The 23,450-nt window shown below is 58.0% G+C and carries 14 protein-coding genes; 8 read left to right on the top strand and 6 right to left on the bottom strand.

The window, feature by feature from the left end; all coding sequences use genetic code 11:
• The first annotated feature begins 72 nt into the window (after nucleotides 1–72).
• The 4 genes from NLM32_RS46440 (at nucleotide 73) to NLM32_RS34505 (ending at nucleotide 4,817) form a co-directional block, all read left to right on the top strand.
• On the top strand, nucleotides 73–261 hold the full coding sequence (locus NLM32_RS46440; protein ID WP_375143602.1) for a hypothetical protein: 189 nt from the start codon (nucleotides 73–75) through the stop codon (nucleotides 259–261).
• Nucleotides 262–976: 715 nt separating this feature from the next.
• Nucleotides 977–2,605 carry a hypothetical protein gene (locus tag NLM32_RS34515; RefSeq protein WP_254133170.1) on the top strand — a complete coding sequence of 543 codons (1,629 nt, stop codon included), beginning with the start codon at nucleotides 977–979 and terminating at the stop codon, nucleotides 2,603–2,605.
• Nucleotides 2,606–2,618: 13 nt separating this feature from the next.
• Nucleotides 2,619–3,650, top strand: a complete 1,032-nt coding sequence (locus NLM32_RS34510) for a glycosyltransferase family 2 protein (RefSeq protein WP_254133169.1) — start codon at nucleotides 2,619–2,621, stop codon at nucleotides 3,648–3,650.
• Nucleotides 3,651–3,692: 42 nt separating this feature from the next.
• On the top strand, nucleotides 3,693–4,817 hold the full coding sequence (locus NLM32_RS34505; protein WP_254133168.1) for a hypothetical protein: 1,125 nt from the start codon (nucleotides 3,693–3,695) through the stop codon (nucleotides 4,815–4,817).
• Here NLM32_RS34505 and NLM32_RS34500 read toward each other — a convergent pair.
• Entirely contained in the window at nucleotides 4,796–5,005 is a 210-nt protein-coding gene (locus NLM32_RS34500) for a hypothetical protein (protein ID WP_254133167.1), read from the bottom strand. The two genes, NLM32_RS34505 and NLM32_RS34500, sit on opposite strands and share 22 nt — an antisense overlap.
• Nucleotides 5,006–5,187: 182 nt before the next feature.
• On the opposite strand from NLM32_RS34500, the gene NLM32_RS34495 reads away from it, so the two are divergent.
• Nucleotides 5,188–5,406: a hypothetical protein gene (locus tag NLM32_RS34495; protein WP_254133166.1), complete on the top strand. Its 219-nt coding sequence runs from the start codon at nucleotides 5,188–5,190 to the stop codon at nucleotides 5,404–5,406.
• Between the two features lie 4 nt (nucleotides 5,407–5,410).
• Here NLM32_RS34495 and NLM32_RS34490 read toward each other — a convergent pair whose 3' ends face one another.
• From NLM32_RS34490 to NLM32_RS34475, 4 genes are all read right to left on the bottom strand, one after another.
• Nucleotides 5,411–6,991, bottom strand: a complete 1,581-nt coding sequence (locus NLM32_RS34490; protein ID WP_256568320.1) for a recombinase family protein — start codon at nucleotides 6,989–6,991, stop codon at nucleotides 5,411–5,413.
• Nucleotides 6,992–7,289: 298 nt separating this feature from the next.
• Nucleotides 7,290–7,625, bottom strand: coding sequence for a hypothetical protein (locus NLM32_RS34485; RefSeq protein WP_254133164.1), 336 nt, complete (start codon nucleotides 7,623–7,625; stop codon nucleotides 7,290–7,292).
• A gap of 652 nt (nucleotides 7,626–8,277) precedes the next feature.
• Nucleotides 8,278–14,061, bottom strand: a complete 5,784-nt coding sequence (locus tag NLM32_RS34480; protein ID WP_254133163.1) for an alpha/beta fold hydrolase — start codon at nucleotides 14,059–14,061, stop codon at nucleotides 8,278–8,280.
• 132 nt (nucleotides 14,062–14,193) lie between these two features.
• Complete coding sequence (locus NLM32_RS34475) at nucleotides 14,194–18,210, bottom strand: AAA family ATPase (protein WP_254133162.1); 4,017 nt, start codon at nucleotides 18,208–18,210, stop codon at nucleotides 14,194–14,196.
• Nucleotides 18,211–18,553: 343 nt separating this feature from the next.
• On the opposite strand from NLM32_RS34475, the gene NLM32_RS34470 reads away from it, so the two are divergent.
• The 3 genes from NLM32_RS34470 to NLM32_RS34460 all read left to right on the top strand — a co-directional run bounded on the left by NLM32_RS34470 (nucleotide 18,554) and on the right by NLM32_RS34460 (nucleotide 20,927).
• Nucleotides 18,554–18,991, top strand: a complete 438-nt coding sequence (locus NLM32_RS34470) for a transposase (protein ID WP_254133161.1) — start codon at nucleotides 18,554–18,556, stop codon at nucleotides 18,989–18,991.
• Complete coding sequence (gene tnpB, locus NLM32_RS34465; RefSeq protein WP_254133160.1) at nucleotides 18,988–19,344, top strand: IS66 family insertion sequence element accessory protein TnpB; 357 nt, start codon at nucleotides 18,988–18,990, stop codon at nucleotides 19,342–19,344. Before NLM32_RS34470 ends, tnpB begins: the two co-directional genes overlap by 4 nt.
• A 122-nt stretch (nucleotides 19,345–19,466) precedes the next feature.
• On the top strand, nucleotides 19,467–20,927 hold the full coding sequence (locus NLM32_RS34460) for an IS66 family transposase (RefSeq protein WP_254135492.1): 1,461 nt from the start codon (nucleotides 19,467–19,469) through the stop codon (nucleotides 20,925–20,927).
• 436 nt (nucleotides 20,928–21,363) lie between these two features.
• On the opposite strand, the gene NLM32_RS34455 is transcribed toward NLM32_RS34460, so the two are convergent.
• Entirely contained in the window at nucleotides 21,364–23,328 is a 1,965-nt protein-coding gene (locus tag NLM32_RS34455) for a patatin-like phospholipase family protein (RefSeq protein WP_254133159.1), read from the bottom strand.
• Nucleotides 23,329–23,450 lie beyond the last annotated feature (122 nt).

The raw sequence follows: 23,450 nt of genomic DNA, 5'->3' as shown, positions 1-23,450 counted from the left end.
ATTGATCTTGATCCGCATATCGCGGATTTTGCTGATACCGCGGCCGTAGTCGCTCAGCTCGATCTCGTTATCATGACGGATAGCTCCGTTGCGCATCTCGCTGGTGCCATGGGAAAGCCGGTCTGGGTTCTCCTCGGGCACAGCGCTCACTGGCTCTGGCTGCTCGATCGCGCCGACAACCCAAGGTATCCATCAATGCGGGTATTTCGCCCTCGCGTCGAGGGCGATTGGGACTATGTTTTTCGACTCTGTCTCGCCTGAATTAATGCAGCTTCGGCGCTAGCCTAGCTGTTGACTCGCGGATCGGATCATAGATGCCAGCTGGCTGGCTTACGTTAGCTCAAACTTGCTCAAATGATGGATTGGACCGAGAGTTAAAGTCTTTCAATTGCTTAGGGGGCGGCGTGTGCACCGAGAGATCAAAGAAAATCTCATTACAGCTGGCGGGAGCAAGCCCGCGGAGTAGGACGGGGTACCGCATTGGGGGCGACATCCGTCGTCGGACTGAGATGTTCTCGCCAAGTGGCCTCGCTGGCCCATGCGCGGCGCGGAAAAGCCCATGTGGCACCGGATGAATTGATACACGCCACCTGCCCAGAGAGAAAAATCCTCAAGCTCGCGCGTGTCGAGCGCCGTGGGGCGGCTCGCGCGCACGAACAACTCTTGCGCCTCTGCAAGCGGCAGTCCGGAGAAGCGCGCCAACGGCGAGAGTCAAATTATCAATCCCTATGGCTTGCGCGTGTATGGAAGCCACGGCCGGTCGTGGGTGTGAAATGTCTCCTGGAAGTTCGGCGCAGATTCGATTGCGGGGAGCTACTCTGACGTCGCGGTGCTGACGGCGCACCCCGCGGCGCGAAGTCCCGCCAGTCGTCGCTACGTCGAAAGTTCAATCGATCTGATTGCTGGTGCGACTTGCAAGTGTGCAACCCGTCGCGTACGACCAATCTTAGGTTGAATAACATTCCAAAATAATTCTATGAAATCAATGGTTGAGTGGCTGATTTTTCCGGAAGGTCGCACTCGTCAGTTGTTCGCAGTTGCAATATTGGCCTGCGCCTTTTCTTTATTGCTCACCGGCAGGCAGGTGACGGAGGCAAACTGGGGGCTGATCGACGACCATGAAGTCTTCACCTATCTGGGACCCGATCTCCGGCTGCCATTCGGCGAGATATGGGAAACGCTGATCAATAAGACCGAAGTCGGTCAGCTGCAGGGCCGATTTCGTCCAAGCTTCTACCTCTTGAAGGTTGCGGAAACCTCGCTTCTCGGAGCGGACGTTCATCTCTGGTATCTGGTTAACAGCATTTGCTTCGCCATCTTCCTGGCTTCGATCTGCTCGGGACTTTCGCGCTTCGTCGGGCTGTGGCTCAGCGGCGCCCTCACGGCGGCCGTAGCACTGCTGCCCATGTGGGCCGATGTCTGGTCTCGGCTGGGACCGTCCGAAATATTTGGCGCAGCCTGCCTCGGACTGATGCTGTTCTCAACTGATGCCATCCTTTTTGCCGAGCGACGACCGGTGAGGCTCTGTGCGGCCGTTGCGCTCACCGTGTTCGCCATCATTCTTTCCGGTCTCAAGGAAACCTTCCTGCCGATCGCCGCTGGACTGCCGGCTTTTGTGCTTGGCTATGCGGTCATGGGCCAGCGGCTGTCCCTGCTTTTTGTCGCTGTGCTCGGCTTGCTGCTCGCGGCCTGTATCCTTGCCATCGGTCTTGTCGTCCTTCGCGAGTTACGCTCTGCAGGTGCGGACTATTACGGCCACTCCGCCGGAGCCGTCGTCACGTTGCGGTACGCGGCGCTAGGCTTGATAGACGGCCTGGGGCGCACTTGGTGGGTGTGGCTCCTCCCGATCGTTGTGCTTCAATTGCTTGGGGTCATACCGACCCGCACCTGGAAGGAGCGATTTTTGGAGTCAGCGCCGGCGTTCGCCGCGTATGCCTTCGTGATCGCCATGTACGCCGCCCAGTGCGGGCTTTATCGCATGCTATTCCCGCACAACAACCGCTATGACTTTCCGGCAATGCTGCTGATCCCGCTCACGGCATGCATCCTGATTGCCGAGATTGCATCTAGAGTCGGGCTTCGCTACCCGAAACGAACCGTGGATCATGCGCTGTGCGCCGCCGCGTTCTTCGTCGTTTTCTTCCTGGTGACGAGCCATCTCGGACGGCCGCCAGCGCTCGCGGCGGCCGTTAGACGAAATATCGAAGCGACCAGCACGTTTTTTGTCGAGGTGCAAAGGCTTGCGCAGCTCGCGAGGTCGACGCCCGACCGGCCCATCATCATCGAGGCCGGAGGACCGATCGCCTATGAAGGCGTCCACTCGCTCCCGCAATTTTTGACGGCCTTAGGCGTGCAGAATACGATTTCCGTCCGCTATCATCCGGATGAGCACTCACTCGGCCCTTATCTCGAAAGCCTTCAGCGGCAGCTGACAGACATGGAGACGGCGCAGGCCAATCCCTTCACGCCGCTGGCTGAGGCATGGGTGAAACATGTCGGAGGCTGCTTCAGCGTCGGACTTTATACCCATCCTGACCCTGCCTGTGTGGGCTTTCGGATCAGCAACGGTCTCGACCCGGCGGCCACCTCCCGTTCGGCCCCTTAAGGCATTGTCCTCCATGACACACGCATCGGTCGCTAGTTCGTCTGACGCTTCGGCCGCGCCGTTTTTCTCGATCGTTGTGCCCTGCTTCAACGAGCAGGAAGGTGTTGCTCATCTCGTCGAGCGTTGCCGCGCCAGCGCTGCGGCCATCTTCGGCGATAACTACGAAATCATCCTCATCGACGACGGGTCGACCGACAACACATGGGACATGATTCACGGCGAGATTACCAAGTGTGGCCAGGTAACCGGCATCCGGCTATCGCGGAATTTCGGGCATCAGATCGCGCTCACAGCAGGCCTCGCCGCGGTCAATGGCAGCGTGGTTCTGGTCATTGATGCCGATCTTCAGGACCCACCGGAGTTGATCGGCCCGATGCTCAAGCGCATGGGAGACACTCGTGCCGATGTGGTTTACGGCCAGAGACGAAGCCGCGCCGGCGAGGGATGGTTCAAGAAGAAGTCCGCTAGCCTGTTCTATCGCCTGCTCGAGCGCACCACCGACATCATCATCCCGCGCGATACCGGCGACTTCCGGCTGATGTCTCGTCGGGTTGCCGACCTCATCGCCCGGATGCCGGAGCGGGATCGATTCATCCGCGGCATGGTCGCCTCGCTCGGCTTTAGACAGGTGGCGTTTGTCTATGACCGGCAGGAACGCTTCGCCGGCAGGACCAAATACCCGTTCCGCAAGATGGTCGCCTTTGCGACCGATGCCTTCCTTGGCTATTCCATGGTGCTGCTGCGGTTCTCGTCACTGGCTGCGCTCGGTATGTTTCTCGTTCTCTTGGTCGTTGCTGGCTATTCCCTCTATTCCTGGATGTATCTTGAAGTCGTGCCGGGCTGGACCAGCCTGATGATCTCGACAATTTTGGCCTCGCTTTTCCAGCTCGTTTCGCTAAGCATCATTGGCGAATATGTCGGCAGGATCTATTTGAGCAGCAAGGAGAGGCCCCTGTTCGTCGTCGATGAGATTGAACGGCGCGAGCATACCGGCGTAGCGACAGGCAAGCCGGTTGCCTTCAATCCGCAAACCCCCAGGGATTGAAGACCTGCATGGCCTCACTGTCACCACACAGGACTATGTGCCTTGAACTTGCCTGAAAGCTCCCTGCGTCTCGGCAAGGCCATCGGTATCCTGCTCTGCGCTGCGATCCTTGCCAGCCATCTGGTCTCGATCTCGCGATGGTCTGAGGACCGTGGCGTCAACGACGATATCTGCTACTTGCGGCAAGCGCATCTGTTTCAGCGCTTTGGTCTTGGTGGCCTCGATACCAACTTCGCGCGGGATGACGACGGTTATTTTCTCGCCAAGATGAAGAACCTATCGACGTGGGTCGATGGTCAGGCGCCGGTCTGCCACACCCCAATGTCAGCGACGGGCAAGCTGGTCCTTCAGTATCCTCCCGGCACCGGCCTGATGCTGGCGCTATTCCCGTCCGGTCACCAGGTCGTGGCGCTATATTCCGTCTGTACGCTGATCATCTTCCTGTTTGCCTGTGCCGCCATCTGGCTGTCGCGATCGAGAGCGCAACTGGCCCTCGCGACGGCCTTCGGCCTTGTCGCGATTTACATGATGATCAATCCGGTCAAAGCGAGCTATTCGATCGCGCCAACCATGGTGCTCTGCGCCACTGCCGGACTTCTGACAGCTCGGCTGTTCGCTGAAGAGCGGCAAAGGCAGAGGATGGTTCTCGTTCCGATCATCGGCCTTTTGATCGGAATCGCGGTCAATATGCGGGTGCCGAATCTTCTTCTGTCGGCGGGCTATTGCGCTTATCTGCTCGTCGCCTTTCTTGCCACGCGCAAAGCAACAAAGTTTTCTGATGGAGTGCTGTTCGCCGTCGCGTTCGTGATTGGCATGAGCCCAACCCTCGTCGCCAATGCCATCAACGCCGGTAGTCCATTCTCGACCACATATAGCGCAGCTGATGTGGTTGCTCCTTCACTAGACGGTGAGACCATTCGAGCCTATCTCGGCGACCCCCAGTCGCTCTTAGTTGTTCTGTCGCTGCTTTGGACCCTCGGGAGCTGGCATCAGGGTAAGAACCGTCTTGCGCTCTTGCTCGGAAGCGGGCTTGCGATCAATCTCACTTTCTTCATCACCCACCCGATATTCACCCAATACTATACGATACCGATCTGTGCTCTGACGCTCTGGACGCTACTGTTTGCGTTCCTCATTCCGCCAAGTCACCAGGCCCGGTCAAGGTAGTCGTCGTATGTCGGTGGACGGCGGCTGTATTCCCATCGTCCGTTGCGACGTCGTCGCCAAATTTCGTCGGATAAGATCCAAGCGCCATTGACGTCGCGGACAAAAGGAACGAACAGCCGCCAGCGATGCCATAACGCTGCATCCGGCGGAAGCTCGCGGCCCAAAATGCTTTTAACGAAATCGATCATCCCGAATTTCTAGCACCGCAACCTAACCGAGTTAAGATCCGTCAGAGCTAGGTCTAGGCCAAATTGCGACGAAGTTCGCAGCCGTCGTATGGCGCGACATGTGCTGATATACCGAAATAATACTTGCTCCGTCGGGCAGAACAGTGGTTCATAAGGTGCTGGTCCAACTTGGGAGCCAGCCTATGCCGAATGAAGTCGAAACGACCGAACTGTCGAAGATTGCCAAGCTCAACGGGGATTTTCGAAGGAACTACGGAACTCTGCTCGGGGCGTTTCTCTATTTGCGATCTATCGCCGCCGCCGGTGGTCGATCAAACTTTTGGATCACCGCAATATTTGCCGCCGCAACTGCCGGGCTCGCTTGGTTTGAGAAGAGTTGGCCATGGGTGCACGCGAACTGATGGTTCAGCTTTCGCGGCGTTGCCTGAGCTTCTCGCGCAGCGCGTGCAGGACGGAACCGAGGTCATCATGCCGGAACTGACCGAATATTCGATCTGAAACGCGCAGCTTGCGGCGCCCTTGGGTAGGCGGCAGGTTAGGCGTAGGCACAAGGAAATAATCCTGCGTTTCGCTGTTGGCCGCATCCATCCTAATCACCAAAACGAAGTCCGACCGAGAGTATCTGAGCTTCCTCACCTCCCATCTTCTCGACCGTCGCCCGGCGACTGTTCCGTCTGACACAGACCATGCGACGGCTATTGCGATTGTGAGGTTCGTTTCGGCCGTGAGTAAGTAAAGCTCCGGTAGGAACGACGTACCGCCGCCGGCTTTCAGATTGGAAATGATACCCTCAGCAGTTGCGCGAATGATCGCATCGATCTTGAGCCCCGTCTCCACGTAGCGGTAGCGCGGCTTCGGTTCGAAGCCGATTTGCTGATATGCTTTCATGAGAGAACCAAACCTCCTCGCGTAGACAGTCCAATCGGGCAAATCTTTCGCTCTCTCTAACAATCGCATAGAGAGATGCCCCTTTCTTCGCCAAAGGGCCTTCAACTTACTGAGAATTTCCAGATCGCTAAGCTTTCGACCGTGATCGAGATCAGACAAGACCCTCTGCGCCTTATCGAACAGCGCCTGCGACACGATCGGTTCGAATGAGTTATTGCGCCGTATCCACATATCAGGTGGATTTTCGATCGGCTTCTGCATCAGCTTCGAAGAGCGGCGGTTGAAGACGTTGTGACCAACATACTTTTCGTTCCGCAAAACGTCGTCGATCGTTTGCATCATCCAAGGTCGCCCCATGGCATTGAAAATGCCTTCGGCGTTCAGCTTGTTGGCGATTTCTGTTCTTGTCAGTTTGCGACTCGCAAAGTCGGCGAATATGCGTTGGACCACATCAATCTCTGACTTCGGTCCGGGCACAAGGACGACCCGGTCTAACTTGAAATGCTTCTGTTCGCCGGGCAAAAGCAGAACCCGCGGTTTGCCCACTTCGTCGACCGTCTGGCGACGAAAGCCATAGCCAGGCGGGCCGCCGCGCCAAAATCCGAGAGTGACGAAATGGCAATGGCTGACGAAGACGCGTCGTGAAAGCTTGCGGCTGAAATCTGCCGCGTCGACCCGACTTAAGCTTTTCAGAACGACGGACGCCAAGCTTCCGTCATTTTCGAACTCCTCGGCGCAGTAGTGAACGCTTATGCCTGCACGCTTGCAAATGTACTCGTAGAACGCGCTCTCGTCCGTGTCTTGAAACCGCCCCCACCGGCTGACGTCGTAAACGAGAATGCAGTTGAAGTCTGGGCTACCGGATTGGACGTCTGCTATCAGCTTTTTAAGACCGTCCCGTCCGATAATGGTGAGGCCGCTGCGGCCTTCGTCGATATAGGTCCGCACCACCTCAATATTGCGCTGGGAAGCGTACGCAGCGATCACCGTTCGCTGATTTTCCGGCGAGTACTTTTGGTGATCCCTCGACATGCGCACGTATTGCGCGGCGCGTGATGCCCGCGGAACGTCGCACGATGGCGGTCGCGTCTCTAGCATGCGCACAGCCCGCAAAAGGCCAACTCAGCCTAGAGAAGCTAATCCCTTTTGATGCAAATTCCGTTTCCGTAACTAGCCCGAGTTGAAGCGGACTTGATCGAAATCGGCAACGCAAGCAGCCGCTGCGGTCGGAAAGGGTCGTAATGCCCTAGCGTACCTGATCGGAACCTCGGTCGTCCTAACGACAGGACTTTGGCTAAAGATGCCGCTAGTCAACTTTCTCACCATAGTCGACTGCGAAGACTTGATAGAATTGGCCGAGCGTTGTTTGCGTGAACAGAAGTTCTAGAGCGGCAATCTATGCGTAGCCGCTGCTGTCGTTGCCGACGTTAATTAAATCAACGACCGTCAAGCCATTGCCGGTGTCGAAGTTGGATACCGGTGCACCCGGTACCCTTATCATGCCCTGGATGCTAGGGCCCTTAGTGCGGATCGCGACTTTGATCTGAGCCGTGTTTCGGAGGGGGAGGCCCGACGAGCGGAAATCTATCCTTTGCCACGGATCAAGGTCGGTCGAGCCGCGGCTCGCATGCATGGATATGGCCATAGGGTCGATTGCCGCAGTGGCTGGCGTAACGAGCGCAAACAGAGCGAAGAAAAGGGGGCGCGATGTTCGACGCATAGCAGCGATCATCAGTCCATCGTCATGAAGAAGCGGCTGCTGTAACGCTTGAGCTCGCGCGCGCAGCCTCCAGGGCGGCTGATGACCCCGACTTAGAGCGCTTGTTCAAGATCCGTGAGAAGCGATAGGGCGCTTACCCGGTGCTTACCCGCTTCCGCCGATAACAAGTCGGAAGTTCGATAAGTACCTGATTTTACTGGCGCACCCGACACGATTCGAACGTGTGACCTTTGCCTTCGGAGGGCAGCAGTCTTGGACAATGCCCGCAAGGGCCAGCCGCTTGGCGTCAGTAAGGCAGCCGTCGAGAATCAATATCGGTAGCGAAGTTCTGCCGCAGATTGCGAGGAAGGGAAAGATTGATCGGATGCTGGATTATCCAGCCCATTCCTTCGAATGGGGCAGCCGCCGATTGATGAGCCTCCATATGCAATGGCGTCAATGTGGATCACTGATAAGGTTTGGTCGCAAACCTTATCAGTCTCACGAAATGCTTATCAGTCAGCGGCAGGGGTCCGTAGAACGTTGAGGTCGGCTCCTTATTCTGAAGCAGACGAAGGAAGGGCGAATGCTGAAGGTCGCCTTTCGACCCAAAGGCGACGTCCCAAGCGACTTGCTTAACTTCCCGACGCTTGGTTTATCTCAATACGCTGCCTTCAGAGAGCGTCTAGATCAGGCGCATGCTAGGGTGCGACGTCGATCCCTCGCTCCTGGAAAACTCCACATCTAGGAACCACCTTGGTGAGGTGCTGCGGGCTGTGACCAGCGCAAAACCGTCGCCGGGATAAAATTCCGTTGTAACCTCGCATCGATACTCTTGGAGCGGATTGACTCCGTCGGAATGCTTGAATCCAAACGCGTCCTTCGCGACAAAATCCCCGGGCGAACCGTTGGCGAATGGATAGGGTGAAAACAGCCCAGAGCTATGTATGGAGTGCAGAGTGCAGCTGTTTCCAGTGCCGAGGCATGTGACGCGTGCTTCGGTCACGCTGCTGATGTGTTCATCGCCCGAAAGGAACACAACGCCCTCGATCTGATGGTCGCAAATAAACCGTAGCAGGGAGTGCAATGACAAGGGGTATCCTTCCCAGGCGTCGGAAGCGAGCGCGATTGCAGGTTCTTGCGAAACTGTCAGTCGTCTCGGCAATAGCGCGGAAGCAGTCATCACAAATTTCGGCGATTTCGCGAACCGGGGCACCGCGAGCCATTTGCAAAGCTTGCGGAATTGCGCAGGGTGCATGATCGCCTTGTTGCGCCAGTCTGCAGCAGTGCGCGGCTCCCGCTGTGTCCGAGCGTCCGCGAGAAAGAATGGAAGGCCTTTGTGCATGACTTTATGCCAGAGCGCGGGAAGCGCCTCGGGGGAGGCGCGCTCATATAGCCAGTATGCGGCCCTTCCGCGTCGCAGGAGTGTGGCCGCATGCGGGTCATTCGGTGCCCAATTGTCGCGGATTTCATGATCGTCAAGCATCATTCGGACGTCGAGGTCGAGGCGCTGCAACACGGCCCTTGCGCCTGGGCTTTCGCCACGGCGCTCCTGCGACATGCGGTACAGCGAGTTCTTCAATCTTGGATCGAAAAGGCCCGCCGTCGCATCCGCATAGATCTGGTCTCCGGCCAACAGCAACAGGGTCGGAGGTGCGGCCTCACCTAGCCGTTGGCCGAGCCTGAGTAGCGTGGCATCAGCGACGCCCCAGGTCGCACTCTCAGCGGCTGGCATGTGGTTCAGGATATCGTTCGGATACAGGCAGCTACCCAACGCAAAAGTGACGCGTGGTGGCGTCGCAACATCGTCAAAAGACGTGAGATCAGATGTAGATCCTCGGATCAGGCCACCACGCAAGTCGCTGATTGTGTCATACGTAAGCGCTTCGCTCACAGCGTTGGTCAGCCGCGATTTCGACTGGACAATTCGATCCGGCGGACGCGGATTGCCGCCGATACCGTCGGCTTGATTGTACAACAACAGCACCAGTACCTCGGGAGCATGGCGGGGCCAATCACTGAACGGTACGTCGAAAAAGTAGGGACCAAGACGTCGGCGCCGTCGCTTGCGGAGTCTGACCGGTTTACCGATACATACACCTAAGCTCCTTAGGCCATTGATGTCCGTCGGCATCGCCCTCGAACCGCCGAGATGTAGCGGCACCAACCGGTCGCCGTCTTGCGCGACCGGAACGACAAGCGCGCAACGCGGGCGACCGCGGCCGGGGCTGTCGCTTGCGAGAATACGGATCTTGCCGGGATATTTGAGGACCCGGATTCGTACCCCATACGCAGGAGCTGCTGCCTGGAAGGTCGAGATGCGGCTTCGGCCGGCTTGTGGAGCAGCCGAGCATGCGGCACCTGCAGGTGGATCGGGAGCGCACAGATACTTGGCAATCACGCCACAGTTACGACCTGCGCGTTTGCCAATAAGGCAATCCTGGTGGCCATACCCCTCGATCCGCCAGGTGAGATAGGACCCCTGCCCAGGTGCCAAAGAGGTCGCGCTATCGGCGATTAGCTTCTCAATTTGATCGGGGGACTGCGACATTGCGGTAGGGTCTCCCGTACCATAGCCGCGTATCGCGTTGAGGTAAGGCACGCTTGCCACTTCGAGGGTGTTTCGCATGAGCGCGAGCGTCGCAACGTCGACGAGACCGTTCTTGTCGCCATGAATTGACATCATTGGAAATGTCAGTCTCTCGGCGATCCGTTGCGGCGTTACATAGCGGTTGACGCCGCGCTTGTCCGTGACGGTATTGTAGCCGGCAAAATGGATAACCTGCGATACGGTTTCAATACTGATCGGTCCGAAGAAGTCGTCCAGTCGATCAAGCACTGTCGTCGACAGATTCTTCAGCGAGAACGTGCGACCGTAGAGGGCATCCATGCGGTGTCGCGTCCCCGCCCATGGGGTGGCCCTGGGAGGCAAGAACGGATTCTCGCGCTTGAATTCGTGGCGCGGCATCGACATCGCAGTGAGGACACGATCGTACAACTGGCCGACGAGGGTGCTTTCGCCTTGGGGGCTGAACGTGTACTCGTGCATGGAAACGAATGGCCGCGCGTAACGCATGATGTATGCGGCTAGCACGTTGGTGCGGCTCAGGATCATGACCGGTCCGACCTGCGAGAACACAACTCTACCGATCTTATGACGCAGTCGTTCGTGGCGCGGGCCGTCTGCCAGCATAGCCATGCTGAACATAGCGGCCCCCATGCAATGCGCTACTACGTCAACTCTTGAAGGTTGGCTATGGCCGTTCGTGCGCGCGGCAGATACATGCTCGATTGCAATCGGAATGTCTTGGGCGGCCATCATCTCGAACGGCCAGTCGCTAGCTGCTGTGGGCAGGCCTGCACTGCAACGCATATCAAGGACCCACACGTCTCGGCCGGACTTGCACAGCGTATGCGCCAGGTTTCCCGTCACCGCAGGGTGCGCGAATGTTGTACCGCTCGCGCTATAGCCGTGAATCAGGAGTACAGGCCGTGTAACGGCGCCCCCAACCGGCTGCCGTGCCGAGCCATCGTAGCGGGTCAGTCGGATTCGGACGGGCGGCTCGATTTTCTCATCAACCGTCAGCCACTCGATCTGTGGCTCCGGTAGGCCGGGCGCTGTTTCTGGCAGGCGTTGCGGTATCCGAGCGAGTGGCGCGTCTGGCCGGCGGAAGCTCAGGGCGTGAATCTGTAAGACAACTCGAAACGCATACAGTACGAACGAGAGCATATCGCTTAAAGCTGCGATGCCGTCCTGCTGATTCACGACGCGCACGAGGGGTATCTGTTGCCGCGCGAGGTAGCGCTTGTTCAACTCGAGCAGCGGAAGTTTGCGGATGACCGGCGGGCGCATCTCCGGAAAATGCTCAACCGTCATCTGCAGGAGCTGCGTAAAGGGGCTGGCGGCTCGATAATATGTGAGGCGCTTGACTGCTCGAATCGTCTGGTCCTTGAACCGCGAAGCATCGAACCCGGGGCTATAGATCACCGTGCCGACGGTCAGATCATATGTGATCAAGCGGACAGCGCCTGCGCGCGAACAAACCGATACAATCCCACTGACAAACTGCCACATTCGGCTACCACGTGACGGCGTCGGTTCAAGCTGTTCGGGGCGCGGTCGCAAATGCAGAAACTCCTGGAACCACTGCAGACGGTCCTGCACAAGGTCGCGCAGGCCACGATTGCCAACCCACGCCCACAACGCGCGCGCCGTTCGAAAAAACCAGTTGGACTGTGCAAATTCGAAGAGGCGTAGTTGCCCGGAGATGCTCGCTTCCAATGCGATATCTTCCCGTCGGGCTTGGTCAGAGACTGCATCGAAGTCTCTCCCGGCTTTCAAGATTGTAAGCGTGCCTTTGCCAGGCGCGATGCTGAGGCTGCGCTGCCCGTCTGCCTCGCAGGCAAAGAGCGTATCAAGCGCGGTGGGCTCGGTGGTTAGCGTGATCTGCACGCGATGCGGCTTGTACGCTCCAGTCGGAGTGCGCAGTCGCACGTGACCGCGAACCTGCTCAGTGAGTTCGATCCGTGTGGGCGCGGGATTGCGGATGATATCAGTGGTGGCGCAGATCGGCCTTTCGAGCTCACCGAGTGGAAGGCCAAGCCGGATGTCCCTCAGCTTCCATTGCGCCTTCAGCTGCATGATGGCGCGCAGCGCCAGGACCGAGATGGTCAGCGACGGATTGATTCCAAGCGAGGTCGGTACAATCGAGCCGTCGAGAACAACCAGTCCTTCGTGCACCGATTGCCGGCTCGGCCCATTGGCGTCGAACACGCGCCCGCAATCGTCTGTAACGCCTTGGCGAACGTCGTCGCCCATAGCGCAGCCACCGAGCGGATGAACAGTCACCAAAGGCCCGCGTTGAGCTTCGAACAGCCGTTCCAGCGCATCGGAGAACGGCCGCCACATCAGATTGTTGACGACGGTTCCGCCCAGCTTCGATTGCTCCATTAGCTTGGCAAGTCGTGCATGATGTTGCTGCAGCCGTGGATCCGTTCGAAGAGCGGGCCAGCGCACGGTTAGCAGCCCGTCGGCATTGTCGCGTACCGGCCGGTCCCCAAGGGTCAGCTCGCCCTCGGCGTCGTCACGGCCTATCATAGCGAGCACGAGGGAGTGTTTGATCGCACGTTGATCGACCGCCGCAGTATCTTTCTTTGGCCATCCGGCCTCGTGCGATTTGAAGTCCGGGTCAGCGAGTTGATTGAGGACTCGGAACGTGGTGGTCGCCTCGGCAAACAAGCGGCGAAGCGGACCTGGCACCGCCAGGTCCTCGATCACGAGATCTGTTTTCGGGTTGCCGTCCCTTAGATCGATCATGCCGGTGATGGTCGGACCGATCGCTTCCGCGTCCAACTTGGGGGGCGCATGAATGGGCCGCGCTTCATCCGCGACGGCGTTGACAGGCTCGGTTACGTCGTAGGCGGTGACCAGCATATCGCCGTTTGCGGAGAACTTGCGACCGAGTTGGGCTGAGAAGCGAAGCTCGCCTTGCGAGCGCAATAAAATCTCAGTCGAGCCCAATGTGCCGGCGGCAAGTATGACCCGCTTGGCTCGAATTACGAAGGGATGAGGCTGCCGATCACGTAGGTGCTCGTCTGTGTGATTGACATGCACCATCCATCCACCGGTGCCATTGTCATTTACTGAAACGCGAATGACGGTGGCGCCGGTAACAATACGCGCTCCCTTGCGAGCGGCTGAAACGAGCAGGTTGCTATCGAGAGAATCTTTGGCGCCATGATTGCAGCCAACCGCACAGTCACCGCACATGAGGCACTTGTTTATCTTGACGGCAGCACTGTTCGAGCGAGCCGCACCAGCAACCGTGATTCGAGTTAGTGCTGCCTTGTAGTGATTGGCGAGCTTTCTCAGCTGCCGTGTCTTATTCAGCTCGTCTGCACGCTTGCCGGGGAGGCGATTTGCGCCCAAAAGCGGGAGGAGCCGGGTAGCGAGGCGCTTCAGATCCCTGGCTTCGCGGATTGCCTTGGGCCATCGTGCTTCTTGAAACACGGTGGGGTGCGGCATTTCCGTTACGCCCGCATTGATTAGAGAGCCGCCGCCTAGACCGGAAGCGACCACAACGACCGCGTCGTCGCTCCACCGGATGTCATAGAGGCCGTCGTGCGCGCCGCCCTGGCGTGACGCTTTGGGCGTGGCGAAGCGCACGTGTCCGGCAAGATCAGCCTGCCGGCCCGGAAACGCGCCGGGCAGGTACTCCCTGCCGCGCTCAAGCACGCAGATGCGTGGCGACCTGCCGCTCTGGTCCGTGCAACCGCTCAGTTCGGCAGCGGCAATAGCCCCGCCGTAGCCGCTGCCGACAATTACGATATCAAAATCATGCTCGCCTTTCGCGGTGGTGGGCCGATCAGTGCGCGACCGCTCATCGATGAGAGTCTCGAGGCCGCAGGACAGCCAATTCGCCTTACGTGGTTCCTGGCCGTTGGCTCCGGCGCCGTCGTGTAGCAGCATATTCTCTCCCGCGAGAAAATCATTGAGACAAACACAGTCCGCAAATATCGCCACAAACAATCAAGCCAGAGTACCTGCGGCTCAAAGGCCGTGGGCCTTGCAATCGCTTGCCCAGCTACGATGACAGGACCTTCAAAGCCGATCTCGCCTACGTCGGATCTCAGCCGCAATCATTGCCTCGTCATGGCGTAAGGAAAGTCGCTGCGAATCCGAAAGTGCCCGATTCCAAACCCGGAACGCACGATCCTTACGGCCGTCCAGCCACAGCGTGACGCCTGCCCATAGGCCATATCGAGGTCTACCAATCGGGAATACCTGGCTATACCGCTTGAGTTCTTGCAGTGATCCCGATTCCCAGTCGTTCCATTGATCGTACTCGCGCGACAGTGAAGCCTCGCGACCTCGCAACAGAACCTCACATAAGCCGGACAAGCCAACGAGGGTGCTGTGTGAGGTTGGACGACGCATTTGACGGAGCAGTCGGAGGGTTTCGTCAACAGCCTCAAGGCTCTCATCGTTCTGGCCAACGCGGGCGTGTGCTAGTGCCAGGGAGCCCTTTGAGGAAACTTGCGCCGCCAAGTCGGCCGATCCGCGCATTGCGGAAGTGATGAGCTTGAATACTTCAACTGCTTCGCGTGGCCTGTCAGCATGAAGCGCGCACAATGCCTTGCATCGCAGCGCCCAGATTTCCTGCTGTGCGTTTCCGCAACTTTGAGCGCGCGACAGCAGGCTTTGCGCAGTTTGCTCGAGCGCACCCCAGTCGCCGCGGTAGAATTGCGACCAGAAGCGAATGACTTGGGCGCTCCCCCAACGCAATTGGTCTCCGGCCAGCAAACTAAGCTCTTGAGATTGCTTTGTCCGACCATCAACTACAGACCAATCGCCGCGTCCCACGCGCCACATGGCATCCAGAAAGCAGACGTGGGAATATATCGCAGGGTCGGCCAACTCAATTGCAACGCGTTCGGCCTTTCTCACGAAGTGTTCGGCCGCACGCATTTGGCCCATATTTCCAAAGCCCGACGCCATTTGCGAGCACGCCACAGCCAATTCCGGCGACACGCCGGCACGTTCCGCATGAACAACAGCTTGAATGAGATGAAGTATAGTTGGCAAAAACCGGAGCTCGAAGAATTCGACTGCAGCTGCATGGTTGTGGCAACGAGCTATCTCGCACTCCCAAGCCTTTTGGGAGCTATTGTACCTGCGTGATGGGGAAAGTATCTGTTGAAATAGCAAGTGCAGCGCACTACCGGCGAGCCGAACGACGACGTTGGCTGGGGAGCTCGGATTCGATTCGCCTGCCATGGTGAGCGCGCGACGGATGGCACCACCTACAGCATGAATGTCGCCACGGCTGTAATGAGCCTCGGCTAGCTGGATTCTCCGATGCACGGCCCGAAGTCGTTCTTCCGCGCTCAATCTGCGCTGTCGGACTTCGTGACTAAAGCAGATTCTTAAAAAGTCTTCGACCTCACGAAACGCTCCGACCTGTAAAGCTTTCGACGCAGCCATTTCCGCATACTCAACAGCCTTCTCCTTGTTGCCTGCGGCCTCAAAATGTTGCGCCAGAACTGCAAATTCCGCCCCCGTTGTGGATGCCTCGCTACGCTCAAGCCATTGAGCTAGGATCCCGTGGAGTTGATGCCGCCGATCTCCAGCTATTGATCCATACACGACATCTCTAATTTGATCGTGACGAAACTCATAAGCGTCTTCAGTTGGGCCTCGCCGCAGAAAATGCATCGCCACGAGAGAGTCGAGAATAGCCGTAAGATGATGACTGCTTAGCTCAAGCAATTGTTGAAGTAACCTAACCGTAAACGATCGGCCGATGACCGCAGATGCCTTCAGTACATCGAGCAGGTTGGGGTCGACCCGATCGATCCGTTCGCGGATCACTCGCTCGACGCCTTCGAAATACTTGAGTTCATTGAGTGGGCGGATCGAACGCCAGCAGCCGTCGCGGATCGCGATCAGCCCCTCCGTCTTTAGACTTAGGGCTATCTCCTCCGCAAAAAGCGGATTGCCGCACGCTAACGCAGAAATCCGGTCAGCGAGCGCGGGTTCCGGGGGAGAGCTCGCGACTGTGCGAGCGACTAGCTCGCGCGTCGAATGGTCGCTAAGTTCCTCCACCTCCATAATTCGGAAAGACCGTGCGGGATCTTCCAAATCAACTTCTGATGCGGTCATTCGCGCCGCCTCGGCACGACGCTGCAGGTTTCTGAGCTCTTCGGGGATCTCTTCCAAGCGCACACACGCCAAGATCAGAATTGACGAATGGGTGGCGATGATCCATTCCAAAAGACGCCATGATGCAGAGTCAAGCCATTGGCTATCCTCGAGCACGAGCACCACGGGGCGCGGTGCGATGATCGCAAGCAGGTCGCCTAACAGGCGCATGGTAGCGTCACCACGATGCGCGCCTTCTAAATGACGTGTACTTTCATTCTCCGGGAGTTCTACACCGAGAACGCCGTTTAGCAGGGCGAGACGATCCATGATCGTAGGGTGCATCGCGACGCGCGACGTGATGGCACGCAGTATGAAAGTTCCCTCGGAGTCGGGAGAGAGTCCCAGAAGAGACGCAAGTACTCGGCGCCAAGGTAGGAGAGATGTTCGCCGATCGTCCCTTTCGGCTCGGGCGAGGGCGACTGTTGTGGCCATAGAACGGAGCTCATCGGAAAATGCCGTCACCAGCGCCGACTTGCCGATTCCTGACTCCCCGATGACCGCTAGCAGACGCGTTTCCCCGAGGCGAGCATCATCAAATGTCCGTCGTAAGGACTCGAGCTCACGCTCCCTACCAATGAGGACCGGAGAAGAGGTGGGCAGTTCGTGATGTTCAGCCGGACGAAATACCGCAGCCATGTCGCCAAGCCCGACAAGCTGTAACGCGCCGCGCTCTTCGAATTTGAAGGCGGTTCGCGTCGAACGTTCCGTGGGCGCGTCGCAGAGAATGCCGGTTTCCGCCGCAGTCATCAGACGCGCGGCGCGGTTCATGGACGAGCCATGGACCATTAGTTGTCGCCGGCGGGAGCTTCCCACCACCCCAAAGAGTGCGTCTCCCGTTGCTACGCCGATCGATGACGATAATCCTCTCAGATCGATAGCGTGATTGATCGCGCGAGCGGCATCCACCGCGCGGCGGGGATCATCTCGGTTGAAATTGCCGCGGGCGCCAAATGTGGTGGAAAAAATGAGTCCCTTATCGCCGCAAAACAGATCTCCTGGTGGCCCGCCGTGTGCCCGCACGATCTCTTGCAGCGATGCGCAGAGCTCATGATGTTGAAGCAGCGCATCGGAATCATTCAGGTCCAGGCCGACAATTCGCGCGAAAAGTGCAGAAACGGGCCTGATCTCTGTCAACTCTGCGAGGCGAGCATCCACATGGCGGTCGGAATCGAGATCAACTGCCAGCGACCCGCTAGTGATGCTTTGGCTCTGAACGGGCGCTAGTAGGGTCTCCCGCACTTGCATTGGTAGAAATCCGGTGAGCCAGTCGAGCGGCGGAGACTGAAGATAATCTCCGACACTTGCCCAACGAAGGAGGCTTTCGGGTTCACTCTCGCCAGCCGCTATTAAAGCGGCAGCGGGTGAGATCTCGTAGGTTCCGCCTCGGGCAATGCCTTGTGCGGCAGCTGCCTCTACGATCGCTTCGCCCATCGCGAGGAGGGTCCAGACTGGCTGGCCGCCCAAAGCGGCCGCGCAAAGCTGTCCCGCACCCACTCCGACGTGGAGGGCTGGGCTGAGCTCGTTCGGTATACCGGCTCCTTTACGATGACCTGTGCGGCAGATCATCTCTGCGCAATTGACCGCTATTCGGACGGCAGAGCCGAGCTTCTCACGATCTGCTGGCCAATAGGCTAGCAGTGAATCGCCCGCAAAACATAGCACTTCGCCTCCATGCTTGGAGACACATTCAGCACAGCGGGTGTAGGAAAGGCCAAGGAGTCGTGGGATCTGCTCGAGTCCCTCTTGTCCGCGGCGCGCAAGCTGCTCGACCAAAGCGGTGTATCGGGAAACGTCGACAAATATCACTGCCGCTGGAAACTTGATAACCGCGGGACGAATCCCAGCTGTGCCGTGGAGTCGTGCAAGTAAGCCGATCGGAAGAAAACTTTCGAGGAGATGATAATGCCCCTGCATGATTTGCTTCCGCGATAGGTCGGGAAGAAAGCCGGCAACCGGGGCAGGCTGCGAACGCGTGCGCTACCTCTTCAGCCGCACCCTACTAACATCTTTGCACGTAAGTTACTGATCGGTAAGAGGCTGCTTGACCCAAATAAAAGACCCCAGCTCCAACGAGGACAGGGGAGGTAGCCCGACAAGCGCCAATCACTTAATCACGTTTGGATCGACGTGAATGTGAACTGGTTCACACGTAGTTTCGAAAAGAAGATAGTTGTTCTGTAAGCGCTGTTCTGGAGCCACCTACAGGATGATGGGTTGATCTGCGAGTCTGCGGTCGGTTCGGACCGTTAGGCTTAGAATGGACACTGTGCGTAATGCTATCACGGAGCCGGTGCGGCGGCTGGAGGTCTTCACCGGAGCCGGTCGTCGGCGAAAGTGGAGCGACGAAGACAAGGCACGGATTGTTGCCGAGATCGTGACGAGTGGTGACTCGGTCTGTTCGGTAGCCCGGCGCCATGGATTGTCACCGCAGCAATTGTTCGGCTGGCGACGTCAGTTGCGGGAAGCCGTGGGCGATCAATCAGGGACGGAAGAAGTACAGTTTGTGCCGGCGGTAGTGGATGCAGTGGTAAAGACACCTGACTTTAGCCGAGAGCGCAAGGTGGTGCGCTGTAAGCCCAAGGTGGACGCCGGGCTCATCGAGATCGAAGTGGACGGCATAACGATCCGGGCGGGTCGTGGTGCGGACGCTACGATGATTACGTCGATCGTGCAGGCGCTAAAGGCGATTCGGTGATCGGCCCGTCGGGTGCTGTCCGGGTGATGGTCGCGACCAAACCGGTAGACTTCCGCAAGGGGATGGAAGGGCTTGCGACCTTGGTGCGTGAGAGCATGCGGGCTGACCCGTTCTCGGGTGCTGTCTATGTGTTCCGGGCCAAGCGAGCAGACCGCATCAAGCTCGTGTTCTGGGACGGAACGGGTCTGTGTCTGTTCACCAAGAGGCTCGAGGAAGGGATATTCCGATGGCCGAAGATCGAGGACGGCGTGATGCGTCTGTCGGCGGCACAATTGTCGGCGCTGCTGGAAGGGCTCGACTGGCGGCTCGTGCACGAGGCACGGGAGACGTCGGCGCCGGCCCAAGCGGGATAGTTGTTGGCGGCGCTGCGGCGAAATGAATCAGGAGCGTCGGGCGCGTCGCCAGATGGCGGCGAATATGCTCTGAATTGGGTGTGAGCGACGCCCTGCCTAACGATCCCGAGACACTGAAAGCGATGCTGCTCGCCGAGCGGTGCGAGAGCGAACGGCTGCGTCAGATCATCAAAGAATTGCAGCGGCATCGATTTGGCCGGCGGGCCGAGACGCTGCCTGAAGATCAGATGCTGCTGGGCCTGGAAGATGTCGAGCAGGTGGCAGCGTATAGCGAGACGGCGCAGGACGTCAGCGCACCTGAAGGCCGTGAGGTGCGGGCTCGTAAGCGCCGCGGCAACCGTGGTGCCTTGCCGGCGCACCTGCCGCGGGTTGAGGCCGTCGTCGACATCGAGGACAAGACCTGTCCCTGCTGCCGGGGCGAGTTACACCGGATCGGCGAGGATCGAAGCGAGCGACTGGACCTGGTCCCGGCGCAGTTCCGGATCCTTGTGACCCGGCGCCCCAAATACGCCTGCCGTGCTTGCGAGGACGGCGTCAGGCAGGCGCCGGCCCCGGCCCGGCTGATCGAGGGCGGGCTGCCGACCGAAGCCACCGTCGCCCAGGTGCTGGTGTCCAAATATGCCGATCACCTGCCGCTCTACCGGCAGGCGCAGATTTATACCCGCCAGGGCATTGAGCTCGATCGTTCGACGCTGGCGGATTGGGTGGGACAGGCAGCCTTCCACCTGCGTCCGTTGCATGAGCGCCTCCTCAGCAAACTCAGGCAGCGGCCAAAGCTGTTCGCCGACGAGACGACACTGCCGGTGCTCGATCCCGGCCGCGGGCGGACCAAGACTGGTCAGCTCTGGGCCTACGCGGCGGACGACCGGCCGTGGGGCGGCGCCGATCCGCCAGGCGTTGCCTATGTCTATGCCGCCGATCGCAAAGCCGACCGACCGATCGCCCATCTGGCGGGCTTCAAGGGGATTCTGCAGGTCGATGGCTACGCCGGGTATGGCAAGCTGGCCGAACGTGGCGACGTTCAGCTTGCATTCTGCTGGTCGCACATGCGGCGCAACTTCTACGAACTTGCCGCCCCTGGCCCTGCGCCCATTGCGGGCGAGGCGCTTCAGCACATCGCCGAGTTCTATGCCATCGAGAAGGACATCCGTGGCCGCAGCTCCGAGGAGCGTCGTCTCGTTCGGCACCAGAAGAGCCGGCCGCTCGCCGACGCATTCCAAAAATGGCTGCGAACAAGAATCGGCTTGATCAGCCAAAAGAGCAAGCTAGCCGATGCCATCCGCTATGCGCTCTCACGTTGGGACAGCTTAACGCGCTTCATCGACGATGGTCATATCGAGCTCGATAACAACGCTGTCGAACGCGCGATCCGTCCGATCACACTCAACCGGAAGAACGTACTGTTCGCTGGCTCCGACGGAGGCGCTGAGCACTGGGCCGTCATCGCCTCCCTGATCGAAACCTGTAAGCTGAATCATATTGATCCGCTGGCTTACATCACCGATGTTCTCACCAGGATCGTCAACGGTCACGCAAACCGCCAGCTCGATAGTTTGTTGCCCTGGGCCTACCGAAACGGCTAAAAAACCAGCCTAGCGAAAGCAGATCGACGAACCAACGTTCTTGAGGTGTGCCAGTGAGCGGCCAGAACATCTTGTGGCTACAGGACGGGGTCGATCCCGGCTGGTTTACAGCCCGAAACGTCGGATCGATAAGGAACAGCAAGAGTTACCGCCCGGGCGGTTGGTGGTTCTTGCCTGCTTGGCTCCCCGACACGCAAGAACACGACGTTGGTCCGTTTAAGTCCAAGGCTGCTGCTCTAGCTGAGGCGGAACGGCTGGCAGCCCTCCACACACGAGAAACATAGAGATCAGCGGACGTCTCGGACACGTGTGTTCGGAACAGCGCTTACGTTGTTCTGACACGCTCTCTCGATCAAGCTCGTCTCGAGCCTTCGAGCCAGTTTGCCGTTAAGGGTAGTCTGGTCAGTCAGGTTTCGGCGTTCGACGCCAAGACCCTTCATTTCTGACAGGAGGCTTCTGTCGTGAAGGTTTGCCTCCAATGGTCGATTTGGCGCCAGCGCATCTCGCCTATGGCGTGTCCTAACCAAAAGGCCTTTTCGACCTGCGACTCATCAAGTTCTGCCAAAGTAGAATATCGGGTGACTTCGTTCGCGATTGTCGAACCTGGAACTGTCCCAGTGGCTGGCGAGGAAAACGAGTCCTTCTTTAGTGCTTCTTTAATGTCAGCCTCTTGTGCACGCACGAACAAAGGCTTGGGTAGACCCTTGGGTTGCTCGCCATCGAGCAACTCATGGACCAAGCTTACTTGGAATGCATATGAGATGTCTTGACTGCGCGACAACAATTCCCAAGGATCTACAGTGTTGGGCAAAGAGCCTGAGGCTTCCTCCGCGCTAGCATCAGAGATGATGAGGTAGTCAACCTTTGGTGAAGCCTCCGGTCGTTCGCTGATGGCTAAGAAACGTACCAAGCCGGTGTAGCCAAGGTTTTCGACTACACCACCGTCTACGAATCGTCGATTTGCGAGAGCGGGCTCGCCTGCCGGTGCTGGCCAGACGATTGTCCTTGGTTGAAATACTCCCGGGAAAGCCGCAGATGCTGCAACGACGTCGGCTAATCGTGTCCTGTCCAATTCTGGGAGAGCCTGACTACGCCCCTTGAAGAACACTTCGCGAGCGTTCGAGCTACGTTCGATATCGGTCGCGTTCACAAGCAACTGAGGGAAGAGGTCGGTGTCCGCCAGCACCTTCGACCCAAAGAACACGCGACTGAAGAAGTCAGTATATGTTTCTGCGTTTGTTGACACTCCTAACCAGCTTCGTGCCTGATTCCAAACTGCCAGGTACTCGTCTGGAAGTCCGGGCCTTTGGCGTTTTAGTTTTTCCTTGAATTGTTGTGGAGTGTAGCCGAGCGCATAGTATGCCCCGACGATTGAGCCACCCGAAACTGTCGTCAAATAGCGTATGGGAACACATTTCTCGTCGAGGGCTTGCAGAACGCCTGCGTGGATCAGCGCTGCTCTATATCCGCCGCCTGACAACGCTACTGCAACAGTAAGTGGCGTCTTATCCTGTCTCATCCAGCCCGATTGTCGAGCCCATCTCGCTCGAGATGACAATTCGTCTATTCGAACTTGGTCGATAGTCGCATCCCTCGGCGTAACGCTGAGAAGGGGCCTAACGTATGCCACTGAAAGGCTAGCTATCCCCCAAGCGACGCAGAACGGAAAGACCGATAGACCGACAAATAGATTAACCCAAGCGACGGACCTATCGCGGATAGCCGAGCGCGCGGTCGAGATTGCGAAGCCAGAGAGTCCCGCGAGGGACAGCGCAGCCAGACATCCAAGAATTATCGTTGGGCACGAATGTCCATTCCAATCGATTCTTTTGAGTAAAGCGATCGCCAGCCAAAGCAGGAATGCCCACATCACCAGGGCACCCGCCCAGGTCGCTAACAACCAATACCTCATTCCGTTATAGTCATCACTTTGGCTTCTGGTGATTAGGAAGTGAAATGCGGCAAGTAATGCTACGAAAGAATAAAACCACGTACCCCAAAACCAGTCAGATGCTCCGAACTTGAAGAAAAAGAAAAGCCCGGCAGTTGTCAGCAGAAATCTGGCGGTAAACAACTGCCACGTTCGCTCAAAAACAAAGAGCGGTTTGAACGTCCTGTCGTGCCCCAAAAAGTAAGGACCAGCTGGCCTAAGAATATCGACCGAAAATTGAGCAATCGTGTTTCTGAGTGCCGCAATATCTGCAGCTCTTTTGACTAGTACCCTGGCTGCTTCAGTAAGGCTCTGCACCCCGAGGCGGGATTGAACATCCTTGTTATTGAGGAGGCCGAGGCCCAATCCGACCAGAGGAAGAATCGCGAGGAGGATATGGTATCTGCCGGATAGTAAGAGAAATGCAATTGCTGCGGCAGTGAGGATTCCAAATGATGCGATCAGAGACATTATGCTCTCCATACAAACGGAGCGGCAATTTTCCGCACTAGGGCCGAAATCGCTTGTTGCATAAGCCGTTTCGCTTCCGTCGAGAAAGTCTATGAGAGAGTTGCGAACGGTAAGGTAAAAAC

The sequence above is a fragment of the Bradyrhizobium sp. CCGUVB14 genome (genome assembly GCF_024199935.1).
Taxonomy (GTDB): domain Bacteria; phylum Pseudomonadota; class Alphaproteobacteria; order Rhizobiales; family Xanthobacteraceae; genus Bradyrhizobium.
The sequence above is the reverse complement of the archived record's forward strand: the minus strand, read 5'-3'. Positions and strand labels throughout refer to the sequence as shown.